General features: G+C 36.9%; 13 protein-coding genes. 6 read left to right on the top strand and 7 right to left on the bottom strand.

Annotation, left to right across the window (positions count from 1 at the left end):
- Positions 1-2: 2 nt before the first annotated feature.
- Genes CPT03_RS11070 through CPT03_RS11085 form a run of 4 tightly spaced genes read right to left on the bottom strand, consistent with a single transcriptional unit; the run spans position 3 to position 3,210 of the window.
- Complete coding sequence (locus tag CPT03_RS11070) at positions 3-1,565, bottom strand: S41 family peptidase (RefSeq protein WP_099438918.1); 1,563 nt, start codon at positions 1,563-1,565, stop codon at positions 3-5.
- 47 nt (positions 1,566-1,612) lie between these two features.
- Complete coding sequence (locus CPT03_RS11075) at positions 1,613-2,227, bottom strand: HAD hydrolase-like protein (RefSeq protein ID WP_099438919.1); 615 nt, start codon at positions 2,225-2,227, stop codon at positions 1,613-1,615.
- Positions 2,227-2,556 (bottom strand): hypothetical protein, encoded by a 330-nt coding sequence (locus CPT03_RS11080; protein ID WP_099438920.1) that lies wholly within the window; start codon positions 2,554-2,556, stop codon positions 2,227-2,229. The genes CPT03_RS11075 and CPT03_RS11080 overlap by 1 nt, the downstream gene beginning before the upstream one ends.
- Positions 2,557-2,559: 3 nt before the next feature.
- A complete protein-coding gene (locus CPT03_RS11085; protein ID WP_099438921.1) occupies positions 2,560-3,210 on the bottom strand; it encodes an ABC transporter ATP-binding protein in 651 nt (216 codons plus the stop codon).
- A gap of 120 nt (positions 3,211-3,330) precedes the next feature.
- On the opposite strand from CPT03_RS11085, the gene CPT03_RS11090 reads away from it, so the two are divergent.
- From CPT03_RS11090 to sucC, 5 genes are all read left to right on the top strand, one after another.
- Positions 3,331-3,960 carry a hypothetical protein gene (locus CPT03_RS11090; protein ID WP_099438922.1) on the top strand — a complete coding sequence of 210 codons (630 nt, stop codon included), beginning with the start codon at positions 3,331-3,333 and terminating at the stop codon, positions 3,958-3,960.
- Complete coding sequence (locus CPT03_RS11095) at positions 3,960-4,256, top strand: winged helix-turn-helix domain-containing protein (protein ID WP_099438923.1); 297 nt, start codon at positions 3,960-3,962, stop codon at positions 4,254-4,256. Before CPT03_RS11090 ends, CPT03_RS11095 begins: the two co-directional genes overlap by 1 nt.
- A gap of 372 nt (positions 4,257-4,628) precedes the next feature.
- The gene (locus CPT03_RS11105; protein ID WP_099438925.1) at positions 4,629-6,248 is read left to right on the top strand and encodes a DUF4173 domain-containing protein; all 1,620 of its coding nucleotides are present in this window, start codon (positions 4,629-4,631) and stop codon (positions 6,246-6,248) included.
- A 16-nt stretch (positions 6,249-6,264) separates the two neighbouring features.
- Positions 6,265-7,020, top strand: coding sequence for a hypothetical protein (locus CPT03_RS11110; RefSeq protein WP_099438926.1), 756 nt, complete (start codon positions 6,265-6,267; stop codon positions 7,018-7,020).
- 41 nt (positions 7,021-7,061) lie between these two features.
- Positions 7,062-8,252, top strand: a complete 1,191-nt coding sequence (gene sucC, locus CPT03_RS11115; RefSeq protein ID WP_099438927.1) for an ADP-forming succinate--CoA ligase subunit beta — start codon at positions 7,062-7,064, stop codon at positions 8,250-8,252.
- A 110-nt stretch (positions 8,253-8,362) separates the two neighbouring features.
- Here sucC and CPT03_RS22955 read toward each other — a convergent pair whose 3' ends face one another.
- Positions 8,363-8,638, bottom strand: a complete 276-nt coding sequence (locus CPT03_RS22955) for a hypothetical protein (RefSeq protein ID WP_216641533.1) — start codon at positions 8,636-8,638, stop codon at positions 8,363-8,365.
- 7 nt (positions 8,639-8,645) lie between these two features.
- The gene (gene ltrA / locus CPT03_RS11120; RefSeq protein WP_216641534.1) at positions 8,646-9,638 is read right to left on the bottom strand and encodes a group II intron reverse transcriptase/maturase; all 993 of its coding nucleotides are present in this window, start codon (positions 9,636-9,638) and stop codon (positions 8,646-8,648) included.
- A 1,136-nt stretch (positions 9,639-10,774) separates the two neighbouring features.
- On the opposite strand from ltrA, the gene asnS reads away from it, so the two are divergent.
- Positions 10,775-12,223, top strand: a complete 1,449-nt coding sequence (asnS, locus tag CPT03_RS11125) for an asparagine--tRNA ligase (protein ID WP_099438928.1) — start codon at positions 10,775-10,777, stop codon at positions 12,221-12,223.
- Positions 12,224-12,288: 65 nt separating this feature from the next.
- Here the strand turns inward: asnS and CPT03_RS11130 are convergent, their stop codons facing one another.
- Positions 12,289-13,953 (bottom strand): FMN-binding glutamate synthase family protein, encoded by a 1,665-nt coding sequence (locus tag CPT03_RS11130; RefSeq protein ID WP_099438929.1) that lies wholly within the window; start codon positions 13,951-13,953, stop codon positions 12,289-12,291.
- Positions 13,954-13,996: the final 43 nt, after the last annotated feature.

Raw genomic sequence — 13,996 nt, forward strand, 5'->3', positions numbered from 1 at the left:
GGTTATTTTCTGTTTTCAATCATCCCTACAAATTCACCACTTGCGTTGCCTCCTATTGCCTGCAAACGAGTTGACTTGGATCTGTTTGCAGTAGCAGCCACTTTTCCCTGACTGGTAACGGTAATACCTGGAGCAAGAATGTTGATAGCCATTGCCGTACAATCGTCTTTGGCATTACCAAAATTGTACATAATATCTCCTTCAGCAAATTCATATCCTTTAACATCAGGTGTCATCCCATTATAATACCCTCCTGCACCGGCTGAGTTTTTAGTTTCGAACATTGAAAAGTAAACATCGTATTTATTTTCAAGCGTTATCGGGAAAAACCCAATAGGTTTACCATAAGAGGTCTCTCCTACAAGCTTAACAGTCATGTGGGGTTTTAGACTATTTATTACAAGTTCACTTGCAGATGCCGTATAGCGTTCTACAATAAAAACAATATTCTTTACACCAGTTAAATTTCCAGTTTTTTGAAAGGTTGTGGTATTGCCACTTACAGAATAATCATCATCAAAATAAGTCCCTGTAATACGGCCATTATCAACAACAGGCTGATTCTTTAAAATTGTAGCCTTTTTGTTTTGCATGGTAGAATTATAATGTTCTGTAAACATTGTACCTGAAGTTCCTGTAGGTGCGATAAGATTAATAAGATGTTGTGCGGTGCTTATATAACCACCACCATTATATCTAAGGTCTATAATAAGATCCGTAACCCCTTTAGCAGCGAAATTATTAAATACTGTAGTTAATGCGCTTTCTGAGTTCTCTTTATTTGAGAACCTTGCATATGCCAAATAACCTATCTTTTTAGTGCTGGCTGTGAAAACAGTATCTTTATATATAGGGCTGCTTTTATAAATGGCTTTAGTAAGTGTTTTAGTAAAACTTACAGTTCCTTTTTTACCTGCTACTGTTACTGTACCACCTTCTATTGCGCTTTCAATTTTATCGACTTCTGCATTAAAATTAGTTCCATAAGTTACGCCATTGATCGCTGTAATTTCATCTCCCCTTGTAACGCCAGCTTTGGCCGCAGGAGAATTAGGATACACAGCAGTAACATAAATCGAATAGTCTGTATTAGTTTGACCAAAATAACCAAACCTTAAACCAACATCATTACCATTTCCTTCTAAATCAACCGACATTTTTGTACCAGGAATAACAGCAGTAGGATTTTTATCAGCTTTATCAAAAATATAAGAATATTTAGGCGACGAACTATTACTTAAATAATCTTGAGAATTTGATGATTTAACCAGGTTATACAAATTGGATTCATACTTCTCCAAATTGGTTGCGCCGGTATTATACTGCCGTGGATTAAATGCATCGTAGGTAGGTAAAGCCTCATTCCAGAAATAAACTTCTTTAGCGTACAGAAATATAGAATCATTGGTTAACTCTACCCTGTTTGTTGTAGGAGTTTGCTTGGTATTTTGAACAGGCTCTGATTGAGGCTCTGGTGCAGTTTTATTTTTTTTGCACGCACTAAAAAGGACACAGATCACCAAGACCGAACCCATTATATAATCTTTTACGAAGTTATTTTTCATTAATAATATTTTAAACACCAACACCAGGTCCGGAGGTATAAACGTAATTAAGTTACTAATAGTTTATCAACATTCAAATAGTCTACACCGGCATTTGCTGCGCATTCCTCATCTACCTTGTACTTGCCTACCATCAACACATCTTCTTTCTTTAAATTATGCTTATCTAAAATTTCCTGAATCCCTGCTAAAGATGGTTTATAAGCAGTTTCTGCTGCAAAATAAACAGTAAGATAGCTCTCTAGTCCATTCCATTCAACCTGCTTAATCTTATTGAGCTGCATCATAGGATCTTCATTGGTGAATATAAATATTTGTTTACGTTCAACCGTAATTTCCTGCAAAAAGCTAAGCATCTCATTAAACATCAGAAGCTTTAGAGGCAACCGCGCGCTTAAGAAAAGCATATCAAAGTTCATTTTATACTTTAATGGAATATTGAATTGTGCGGCTGTTATTTCAAAAATATCATCATTACCAGTTGTAACATATGCTTGCTGCATACTTTTAACAATCTCATCAGCGCTTATTTGTTCTGCATATTCTATAAATTGAGCAAATAGATAATAGACCTGTAATAAATAATCCTTCTGTGGATAAAGGACATCGTCGAGCTCAAAAACAAATGCTTGTTTATCTTTTAAATAATGTTCAAATGCCATTAAATATTGGTTAAATGGATAATCTGGTCCTCTTTGGGCAATAGTACCTGAATATTAAATTCTTCAAAAAGCACCTGCGATTTTGATATTTCATTTACCTCAAACTCATGTAAAGGTAAAACTGCATCAACTCCTTCATTGAGGCAATGGTTTAACAAATTATGAGCTATAATCTCATCATTTCTCTGGCCTAAGGAAATGAAATAGTACCGCGCAGATGGAAAAGAAGGTACATCTCCATAATCAGCCAATACAATATTATCATCTGCAAAAGTCTTAATTAGTTTTAATGATTGAGCAGACTTCCCTCCTGTTATTAATATTTTCACAACTTAAATAATTAAACCGTCTTTCATAGTAACTACCCTATCGCTAATCTTAGCCAGATCTTCATTATGGGTTACAATAACAAAGGTTTGCTTAAAATTATCTCTAAGTGTAATAAAAAATTGGTGCAATGAGCTGGCATTTGCCGAATCCAGATTACCAGATGGCTCATCGGCAAGAATAATTGCCGGATTGTTTATCAACGCTCTTGCTACCGCAATACGCTGCTGCTCGCCACCAGACAACTGGTTAGGTTTATGATCGGACCTGTCTTTTAACCCCAGAAGCTCTAAAAGTTCAGTTGCCCTTGCTATTGCTTGCTTTGTGGGTACTTTGGCTATAAATGCTGGTATGCAAATATTCTCTAACGCAGTAAATTCAGGTAAAAGATGATGAAACTGAAAAACAAAGCCGATATTCTTATTTCTAAAAACGCTTAGCAATTCGCCAGAGAGCTTATTAACTGTTGAACCGTTAAGCTCTACTGTACCGTGGTCGGGCTTATCTAACGTACCTAGTATATGGAGCAAAGTACTTTTTCCTGCACCTGAAGCACCTATTATGCTTACAATCTCACCTTTTGATACTTCAAAATCTACTCCTTTTAATATGGGTAGGTTCCCATACGCTTTTTTTATACCTGTGGCTTTTAGCATAAATGCAAACTTACAAAAACATAGCACAAGGTTAAACAAATATGAGATAACAAATAATGCTAAATTTTTCTTGGAAGTTCAGATTATTCAACTAACTTTGAAAAACAAAGTGCTTTTAAAATGAGTAACAAGGAAGAACAGCTAAATGCATTGAACGACATTAAAAAAATGATGGATCGTTCGTCAAGATTTATTTCTTTAAGTGGTTTATCAGGAGTTTTTGCCGGAGTTACCGCATTAGTAGGTGCCTATCTTGCTCATTTAGAAATTACCAATGGTGCAAACGGAACCTATGAATATGGCTATACCCAGGATGATCTGGAGGCCAATTTAATTAAAATAGGTGTTGGAGTACTTGTTATTGCTCTTATAGGAGGCTTTCTGCTTACACTTAGACAAACAAGAAGAAAGAAATTACCGTTTTGGGACAGAACCACTAAAAATTTACTGATCAATTTGGCAATCCCCCTCATCGCTGGAGGCTTATTTATTATTGCTCTTCTTTTGGTTCATCCAGGCACTTATGGTTTAATAGCTCCTTCTTGCTTATTATTTTACGGTCTGGCTTTAATTAATGCCAGCAAGTATACTTATAGTGACATCCGTTTTTTAGGCCTTTGCGAAGTTGTGCTTGGATTAGCAGCAATGTTTAATATCGGATATGGACTTTATTTCTGGGCCTTTGGTTTTGGTGTACTTCATATTTTTTATGGTTTGCTTATGTATTTTAAGTACGAAAGGACTAAGTAATGAAAAACCCGATTGGAGCCCTTAACAAAATATTTGATAGCCGGATCAGACTGGGCGTGATGTCTATTTTGATTGTAAACGACAGCATTAGTTTTAATGAACTAAAGCAAATGCTGGAACTTACAGATGGCAACCTTGCCTCCCACCTGAATACTTTGGAGCAGGCTCAGTATTTAAAAGTCCAAAAATCATTTATCGGCAAAAAAACAAATACTACTTATATAATTACAGATTTAGGCAAACAAGCTTTTAAAGTACATCTGGAAGCTTTAGAAAAGATGATCAAGAGCCTTTAATTTTTTTTATCTATTCACTTTGAAATACAAAGCACTTTTAATAAACAAAAATGGAAACAACATCAATCAGTCAAATCACAACAATTGCTAAAGAATGTACCAGGTATTCTTTTATTGCCGGGTCTTTATTATTCTTAATTTATTGTCTTACAAAATTTAGTCCTTTGATTGGAGTAGGCTTATTATACATCGTGCTCGCTTTGGTGATCAACTCAATTATCTTTTTGAGTTTATTGATTACCATAATCATTTATCCTGAAGATTACCTCCCGCTCTTAAAGACAGCAATTGTTATGCTGTTTAACCTCCCCATTGCCTTTATCTACCTGTGGATAATCACAGAATTACCCTTAATCTAATATTATAACTCATATGAAACAGCGCATAGACCTACAGCTTTTTGCAACAATTGGTGGCGGCATTCTTTTCACTTTCCTCTTCTGGATGGAGAAACAGGCTCTTAACCTTCTTATTTACTCCCTTTTTTTAATTGTCATCACTTTACTTGACCAGGAAAAGCAAAAAACCAAAAAACTCTACATTGTTATCGCCAGTCATCTTCTGGCTGCCGTGCTTGTAGTTATAAATCAATCGATACTGAACATCATAACCTGGTATATCAGTTTTGCAGTGATGATGGGCTTAATCCATTTCCCTCTGTTAAGGAATATTTTTTCTGTCCTGCTGGCTGCATTTTTACAAATCATTACAGCTCCGATAAATCTTTTAAAAAAAATAATGGCACTTCATTTCAGGAGTCTCTCTTTTAAGCCTGTTTTAAAGATTGTTACATACATTGTTATCCCATGCTTTGCCATACTTTTTTTTAGTATACTTTATAGCGAGGCTAACACCATTTTTGCCGATTACCTTAATCAGATTACTTCTGGCATATCCACATTTATAAACAACATACTGATCTTCCTGTTCCCCCAATTAAGTTTTGAACGCTTTATGCACATTATACTTGGGATCATTTTGAGTGCAGGAATTTTCATCAGCTTAAAAAAGGTTGAACTTGAAAAAATTGAAAGTCGCTTTAATGAGCAGCTAACAAAGGCGCACAGAAATAAAACATCCAAATCTATCGGGTATATGTTTATGGAAGTTTTTGCTGAAGGTTTGCTAAAAAAAGTGATGGCTTTAAAAACTGAAAACATTATAGGCATCATCTCATTCATAGCCTTAAACCTCTTATTGCTTTCATTAAATATTATTGATTTAACTACGTTGTGGCTAGGCAAAAATATTGGGTTAAGCGGAGCAGACTATTCAAATGAACTTCATGATGGTACCAACGCGCTAATAATAAGTATTGTTATGGCCATGATGGTTATTGTTTATTTTTTTAGAGGTAATTTAAATTTCTATAGCAAAAATAAGACAATCAGACTCCTGGCCTATTTATGGATTTTTCAGAATATGTTTCTGGTTTGTTCTGTTTTACTCAGAGATTTTCATTATATAAATGCCCTTGGGCTAACTTACAAGCGCATTGGGGTATTGGTTTTCTTATTACTTTGTTCAATAGGCCTTTTTACTGTTTACATCAAAGTTGCACAACAGAAAACCTTCTTCTATCTGTGTAAAGTGAATGGATTGATGTGGTATACATTACTGCTAGTTTTTGGTTTTGTAAACTGGGATGTTTTAATCGTGAATCACAACATTAATAACAGGGACTCCATCAACTTAGATCTTGATCATTTAACAGAATTGTCTGACAAGACACTCCCCCTCTTGAATAAGAATAAGTTGATACTTCGAAAATATTTGAGCACCTCAAAATATGCCTACAGATGGAGTAACGATACAACCCGTATCGCTACAAAACCAACTGCACCAACCGATGCAGAACAGATTTTGGCTTTTGAAAAAGATTTAAACCAGCGCAACAATACATTTAAAACAAAATACAATGAAACATCCTGGCTTTCGTGGAATTACCGCGATTGGCAAACCATGCAATTTTTAACTGAAAATCATCTATAATCTTAAAATCTGATGTATGCACAACTCATCGTACTGGATAAACTATTTTAACCAAAACCTACAGAACAAAAGAATCGACTGGAGCATCAGCCCGAATTTAACTCAACTAGAAAAAACCAATATTTTAAGCTCTTTACAGGCCTGGCAATTGGGAGAAACATCTGAGGGGACAAACCTGGTAAATGCTGCGACCAAACATACAAAGAACCTAAGTGATCCGTATTACACAGATGCAATTAAGCTATTTATTAAAGAAGAGCAAAAGCATGGTAATAATTTGGGCCGGTATATTGATCTAATTGGTGAACAAAGGATAAAAAAAGACTGGGGCGATAGCTTGTTTAGAAAAATAAGGGGACTAAATACAGACATGGAGTTTTGGACCATTGCTGTAATTACAGTTGAAAGTACTGCCCAGATATTTTATCAATGTTTAAAGGATGCTACCAACTGTAAACTGCTTAAACAAATATGTACCGATATTTTAATTGACGAAGCAGCTCATATTAATTTTCAAATTGAGAGATTACATTTGATATATAAACACAAGAGTCCATTTACAAGAACTATTACCTATTATTTTTACACAGTTTTCTATTTTTCTACAGCCATGGTAGTCTGGCTTGCGCACAAAAGATTGTTCAATGCTGGCAAGGTTCACTTTTACAGTTATTGGGTCAAGATGAAACTCAAGTTTAGAAAGACTATTAAAAAACTGAAACCAGAAAGCGAAAATATAAACACCGAAAATACCTGTAGCCATTTGTTATAAAGCTTTTGAAATTGTAGATTTGAACAAATTTTTTCAGCATAATGAATATCCACGAATATCAAGGTAAAGAAATACTTAAAAGTTTTGGAGTAGCCGTACAAGAAGGTATAGTAGCCGACACGGTAGAGCAGGCTGTAGAAGCTGCTAAAAAAATGAAAACTGACTACAATTCTGACTGGGTTGTAATTAAAGCTCAAATCCACGCTGGTGGTAGAGGTAAAGGCGGCGGTGTAAAGCTTGCTAAAAACCTTGATGAGGTTAAGGAAAGAGCTACTGCTATTTTAGGTATGCAGTTGGTAACTCCACAAACTGGTCCGGAAGGAAAGAAAGTTAACAAAATTTTAGTTGCTCAGGACGTATACTATCCAGGTGCATCTGAAACCAAAGAATTCTATATCAGCGTATTGTTAAACCGTGCTAACGGAAGAAACATAATCATGTATTCTACTGAAGGTGGGATGGATATTGAAGAGGTTGCAGAACATACTCCTCATTTGATCTTCAAAGAAGAGATTGACCCTAAAGTTGGTTTACAAGGATTTCAGGCTCGTAAAATAGCTTTCAACCTTGGCCTAAGTGGTCAGGCTTTTAAAGAGATGGTAAAATTTGTTAGCGCACTTTACAAAGCTTACGACAGCACTGACTCTTCAATGTTTGAAATCAATCCTGTTTTAAAAACATCCGATGATAAAATTATTGCTGTTGATGCTAAAGTAGATCTAGACGAAAATGCATTATTCCGTCATCCGGATTACGCTGCAATGCGTGATAAACTGGAAGAAGATCCTACTGATGTTGAAGCAAGCGAATCAAACCTTAATTATGTTAAACTTGATGGAAACGTTGGTTGCATGGTTAATGGAGCAGGACTTGCAATGGCTACGATGGATATTATTAAAATTGCAGGTGGAGAGCCGGCTAACTTTTTAGATGTTGGTGGTACTGCAAATGCACAAACAGTAAAAGCTGGTTTTAACATTATCCTTAAAGATCCAAATGTGAAAGCTATTCTGATTAACATATTTGGCGGTATTGTTCGTTGCGACCGTGTTGCCCAAGGTGTTATTGATGCCTATAAAGAAATTGGAGATGTTCCAGTTCCAATCATTTGTCGCTTACAAGGAACAAATGCTGTTGAAGCTAAGCAACTAATAGATGATTCAGGATTAAAAGTTTTCTCTGCAATAGCATTAAAAGATGCTGCTGATTTAGTTACTAAAGTATTAGCTTAATATTTAGCTACAAAAAATAAATCTTTATTAATCGAGTAGGAAGATAGGGATTATTTCCCTATCTGTCCTCTCACACCACACGTACGTGCCGTTCGGCATACGGCGGTTTGTTAGAATAACTTCGTTTGGTGTTCAGTTTTCCAATAGTAGTAGTTGGCAAATCCAATGTACTTCAGCTTTGCGAAATACTCAATACTCAGATTACCCTGAAGGATTGGACTACGTGCCAGTCGACAATAGGACTTCCTACTATTAGACCATTCGAATGCCTTCTGCTTTCCAACCCCCAGTTTGATCAGGTTTCGGCTTCGGCATCCTGCATTCTTCCACTGTTTCCAGATGATCATCCGCAGTCTGACCCGTGTCATTTCATCCAGCCTTATCATCACATGCTTAGCCCCTGCAATGGAAAAAATAGTTGACCCAACCCCTAATGGTCATATCAAGCTTTCTGATCCGTTCGATGATAGTAATTGGATCATTGCGTTTAGTATGTCCAAGGAGTTTCTGTTTTATAATCTTAACAGACTTGGTTGCAATCCTCATTTTCCAATCTTTGCCCGTCTTGTAGAACGAGAAGCCCAGCAGGGTACTCTGTGATGGTCTGCTCACCTTACTCTTTTCACGGTTCACTTTCAGCTTTAGACCTCCTTCCAGATAGCTGGTAATGTTATCCATCACCCTATCTGCCGATTTTCTGCTGTGAACATATATACTGCAATCATCAGCGTATCGTACGAACTTGTGACCCCGCTCTTCGAGCTTAGCATCCAGTTCATGAAGAACAATATTGGATAAAAGCGGACTAAGTGGACTGCCCTGTGGTGTGCCCTCTTTTCTTGGGGAAACAAGCCCGTTCTCCATCATACCACTGCTCAGATATAAACGGATAAGCTTTAATGTACGCTTATCTTTTATCTTTCCTGATAGCAGGCACATGAGTTTGTCATGGTTTACCCGATCAAAGAATTTGTCCAGATCAAGCTCCACAATCCATGTGTAACCAGCATTAAGGTATTCCTGTGCCTTGAGCACTGCCTGATGAGCCTTGCGCTTTGGACGGAAACCATAACTACTGAAAGAAAAGTCGCCCTCATATTTCGGACTCAGCCATTGGGAAATAGACTGTTGAATCAACCGATCAATGACCGTTGGGATGCCAAGCATCCTTGCTCCCCCACCAGACTTGGGTATCTCTACCTTTCTTACCGCACTCGGGCGGTAACTGCCGTTCAAAATATCAGACCGTAATGTCTGCCAGTTGATATTCAGGTAGTCCCGAAGTTCATCGGTCTGCATACCATCAATACCACCAGCTCCCTTATTGGCGGTTACCTGCCTAAAGGCGCTTTGTACATTTCGGATGTCTAATATTTCTTCAAGCATACTACTAAAAAAAACTCTTTCCCAGGCATTGTGCACATTGGTTGCACGGCTCGGCTCAGCTCCTCTTACAGTCTACTCTCGGATTCCGTCCTACCATCATGTAAGCAGTTCTCTAAAGTGGTTCCGCTGTAATCACTCTGCCATAAACTTTCTGTTTCCTTTGCCATCCCAACATTCAGTCCTTCCCTAAAAAAATATAGGTATTATGACCTCGGCTGACTTCTCCCTGTACCAGATGGGCATTACGATACTGTCCATTGTTTCTTCTACAGCAATCGCACTTGCTCTCGACAGATTATAGGGAGATCTCCCGGGGTAAGGCAACCCGCTTTCTATGGATGTGACCTCTGTATCTACGTAGTGATATTCTGTGCAGTATAGGGCTTTTGTTTGTCTTGCAACATCACCCATATCACCTCGCCTTATATACAGTTCCTGTTCGTAAGTCCCCATATTTGCCGCCAGCTTCCTTCGGATTCGCAGTCGCCTGCGACACCCTTGCTATTGGCTAACACTTCCTACTGCAAAGTGTGTTCGGGACTTGCACCCTAGAGCTGATTGCCATGCCCGGCACACAAGAAAAAGCCAATTGTTAACTCAATTGGCTTTTTTCATTTACAAAAAAATAAATAGGCTTATTATCTGCCCACCGCACACAAAAAAATTGAAATAACACTTTTAAAATAAGAAGAGGCATACAACCATCCAATTGTATGCCTCTCTAACCAAATATAAATTAAACGAGCATTACAAATATAGAGTTTTTAAATTAAAAACAATACAAAATGATATATTTTTAAAAATAAAATCATAAAATCATTAAAATAACTGACACAAAACACAAATAACATACAAAAACAATACAAATAGTCAAATAAACAACAACAAATCAACAACAAATACAAAATATACATAATATAAAACTAAAAAAATCTCAAAAAACATACACAAACTGATAAAAACACAATAAAAAATAACACATTTTTATAAAAAACCATAACAAAACTATAAAAAACATAAAAAAACAGCATAAATCAAAACAAAAATAACCTTATACAACTTTAATGATCAACTAAAATATTCCCTCTCATTTATTAAAGGAAATCCTTATTTTTGAGCCGCTCCACAAGAAAATCATGATTAAAAGAGAAAAAGTAAAAAGTTTGTTAAATACAAACGAATTCGACAGAGAAGTTACAGTTATGGGATGGGTGCGAACTTTTCGCAACAACCAGTTTATTGCAATAAATGATGGTTCCTGCATTGGGAATATCCAAATTGTAGTAGATTTTAATAATACTCCGGAAGAACTTTTAAAACGTATAACTACCGGGGCTGCAATTTCTGTTAAAGGAACAATTGTTGAATCATTAGGAAAAGGTCAAAGAGTAGATATTAAAGCAGAATCTATTGAAATATTAGGCGATAGTGATCCTGAAAAATTCCCCCTTCAACCTAAAAAACATAGTTTGGAATTTTTACGTGAGATTGCCCACCTACGCTTCCGGACCAATACATTTAATGCAGTTTTCAAATTACGCCATGCATTAGCTTTTGCTATTCACCAATTTTATAATGAAAGAGGCTTTGTATATATGCACACTCCGGTAATTACCGCTTCGGATGCTGAAGGTGCAGGTGAAATGTTTAAAGTTACTACTCTTGACTTTGATAATGTACCACGTGCTGAAGATGGAAAAGTAGATTACTCACAGGATTTCTTTGCACGTGCAACTAACCTAACAGTATCAGGACAGCTAGAAGGTGAATTGGCTGCAATGGCTTTTGGACAGATTTATACTTTTGGCCCTACTTTTAGAGCTGAAAACTCGAACACAGCCCGCCATCTTGCTGAGTTTTGGATGGTTGAGCCTGAAGTTGCTTTTGCTGACCTTGATGACAATATGCAGCTTGCTGAAGATATGCTTAAATATGTTATTAGCTATGCGCTTGAGCACTGTAAAGAAGAAATAGAGTTCTTAAATAATCGTTTACTTGAAGAGGAAAAAACAAAACCTCAGAATGAGCGCAGTGAGTTATCTTTAATAGAAAAACTAAACTTCTGCCTGAACAATGATTTTGAACGTTTAACTTACACAGAGGCTATAGCGATTTTAAAATCTTCGAAACCTAATCAGAAAAAACAATTCAAGTATATTATTGATGAATGGGGAGCTGATTTACAATCAGAACATGAACGCTTCCTTGTTGAAAAACACTTTAAAAAACCTGTTATATTAACAGATTATCCGGCTGATATTAAATCGTTCTATATGCGTCAGAATGAGCCTGATGCACAGGGCAGAAAAACGGTTGCTGCGATGGATATTTTGTTTCCAGGAATTGGAGAAATAATAGGTGGATCTCAAAGAGAGGAACGCCTTGATAGGCTTACCCAAAGAATGGAAGATCTTGATATTCCACAAGACGAAATGTGGTGGTATCTTGACACCAGACGCTTTGGATCGGCACCACACTCTGGTTTTGGATTAGGTTTTGAACGACTGATATTATTTGTAAGTGGAATGACTAACATCAGAGATGTTATTGCATTTCCTCGTTTCCCTAAAAACGCAGAATTTTAATAGACTCACCACTATAACAAAAAAGGTCCCTGCTTCTTCATTGAAACAGGGGCTTTATATTTAATTTACCTATTCAGGTTCTGATTCAAATCATCGGCAAACGAATTTGCATGAGTGTAATCAACCAAAGAAACTTTATAATCGGAAGGCACAAAGCTTGTAGACACACTTAATGCCATCCCCAGCTCAAACCGTAAAGGATAAGGCGATTTTAATAAACTCCCTTCAGGAATATATGGGAAACTTTCCATATACGATTGCATTACGTTCGGTGCAGTACGCCTGTTGATATATGCTCTTGTTAATTGATAAGGATGATGCAGCCCCGCGGCGCCTAATAATTCTACTGCACTCGCTACAGTAAGTTTATGGAAATTATAAACCCTTACCGTTTTATCCTCTACTACAAGTCCCTTCATTAAACTTGGATCTTGTGTTGCTACACCTGTAGGGCACGTATTACTATTACATTCCAGGGCTTGTATACAACCAAGGGCAAACATCATCCCTCTGGCTGAATTACAAAGGTCGGCTCCAAGTGCAATGTTCTTTACCAAATCAAATCCTGAAGCCACTTTACCCGAAGCAATAATTTTAATGTGCTTTTTCAGGTTAAACCCTACAAGAACATCATAAACAAAAGCAACAGCCTCCCTTAATGGCATACCCACAGCATTAGAAAACTCCTGAGGTGAAGCACCGGTACCTCCCTCGCCCCCATCAACAGTAATAAAATCTACATAACTGCCAGTTTCGACCATGGCTTTACATATTGAAAAAAACTCACTTCTTCGTCCTATACAAAGCTTAATACCGATAGGCTTTCCGCCCGAAAGCTCTCTTAACTTCTTTACAAAACCAATTAATTCCAAGGGGGTTTTAAAAGCAGCATGAGCCGGAGGCGAAATCACATCAAAGCCTTCTTTTACCAGCCTTATCTTGGCTATTTCGGGTGTAACCTTTTTGGCGGGCAATATACCTCCATGCCCGGGTTTAGCTCCTTGCGAAAGCTTAATTTCAATCATTTTTACCTGATCTGTACTTGCTCTCTCCGCAAAGGCCTCATAATTAAATGTACCATCATGATGACGGCAACCAAAATAACCTGTTCCAATTTGCCATATCAAATCTCCACCGGGATTAGCATGGTAATCACTAATACCACCCTCACCCGTATTATGAGCAAAGTTACCCATCTTAGCACCACCATTTAATGCAAGAATTGCATTTTGACTTAATGAACCAAAACTCATTGCAGATATATTATAAATACTTGCAGAATACGGCTTTAAACATTCAGGACCGCCAACCAATACCCTTGGATCCTCATTAAGCTCAGTATGGCTGATTGCAGAAATACTATGACTTAACCATTCATACCCATTCTCATATACATCTAACTGGGTACCAAATGGAATGGTATCATTTTCTCTTTTTGCACGCTGATAAATTAAAGAGCGGCTTAATCTGCTAAAAGGTTTACCATTGGTATCACTTTCAACAAAATACTGATAAACTTTAGGCCTCAAATCTTCCATAAAGTACCTTAATCTACCTACTACCGGATAGTTTCTTACTATACTGTGTTTTGGTTGATACAGATCATAAATACCAAGTAAAACAACCGGGCCGGTAAAAATAAACAACCACCATAAAGGTGGATAAGTAAGGCCCAACATTACAGTAAGTGCTACCAAAAACGCCGCAATTGCGATAAATGCTTTTCTCATATTCCTTAATTTAATAAAAACATGCCAATAGAACAATTATAAT

The sequence above is a fragment of the Pedobacter ginsengisoli genome (assembly GCF_002736205.1).
GTDB lineage: Bacteria > Bacteroidota > Bacteroidia > Sphingobacteriales > Sphingobacteriaceae > Pedobacter > Pedobacter ginsengisoli_A.

Coding starts and splice junctions, on each gene's coding strand:
- CPT03_RS11070 (WP_099438918.1), bottom strand. CDS start 1,565: ATGAAAAATAACTTCGTAAAAGATTATATAATGGGTTCGGTCTTGGTG.
- CPT03_RS11075 (WP_099438919.1), bottom strand. CDS start 2,227: ATGGCATTTGAACATTATTTAAAAGATAAACAAGCATTTGTTTTTGAG.
- CPT03_RS11085 (WP_099438921.1), bottom strand. CDS start 3,210: ATGCTAAAAGCCACAGGTATAAAAAAAGCGTATGGGAACCTACCCATA.
- CPT03_RS11090 (WP_099438922.1), top strand. CDS start 3,331: ATGAGTAACAAGGAAGAACAGCTAAATGCATTGAACGACATTAAAAAA.
- CPT03_RS11095 (WP_099438923.1), top strand. CDS start 3,960: ATGAAAAACCCGATTGGAGCCCTTAACAAAATATTTGATAGCCGGATC.
- CPT03_RS11105 (WP_099438925.1), top strand. CDS start 4,629: ATGAAACAGCGCATAGACCTACAGCTTTTTGCAACAATTGGTGGCGGC.
- CPT03_RS11110 (WP_099438926.1), top strand. CDS start 6,265: ATGCACAACTCATCGTACTGGATAAACTATTTTAACCAAAACCTACAG.
- sucC (WP_099438927.1), top strand. CDS start 7,062: ATGAATATCCACGAATATCAAGGTAAAGAAATACTTAAAAGTTTTGGA.
- CPT03_RS22955 (WP_216641533.1), bottom strand. CDS start 8,638: ATGATAAGGCTGGATGAAATGACACGGGTCAGACTGCGGATGATCATC.
- ltrA (WP_216641534.1), bottom strand. CDS start 9,638: ATGCTTGAAGAAATATTAGACATCCGAAATGTACAAAGCGCCTTTAGG.
- asnS (WP_099438928.1), top strand. CDS start 10,775: ATGATTAAAAGAGAAAAAGTAAAAAGTTTGTTAAATACAAACGAATTC.
- CPT03_RS11130 (WP_099438929.1), bottom strand. CDS start 13,953: ATGAGAAAAGCATTTATCGCAATTGCGGCGTTTTTGGTAGCACTTACT.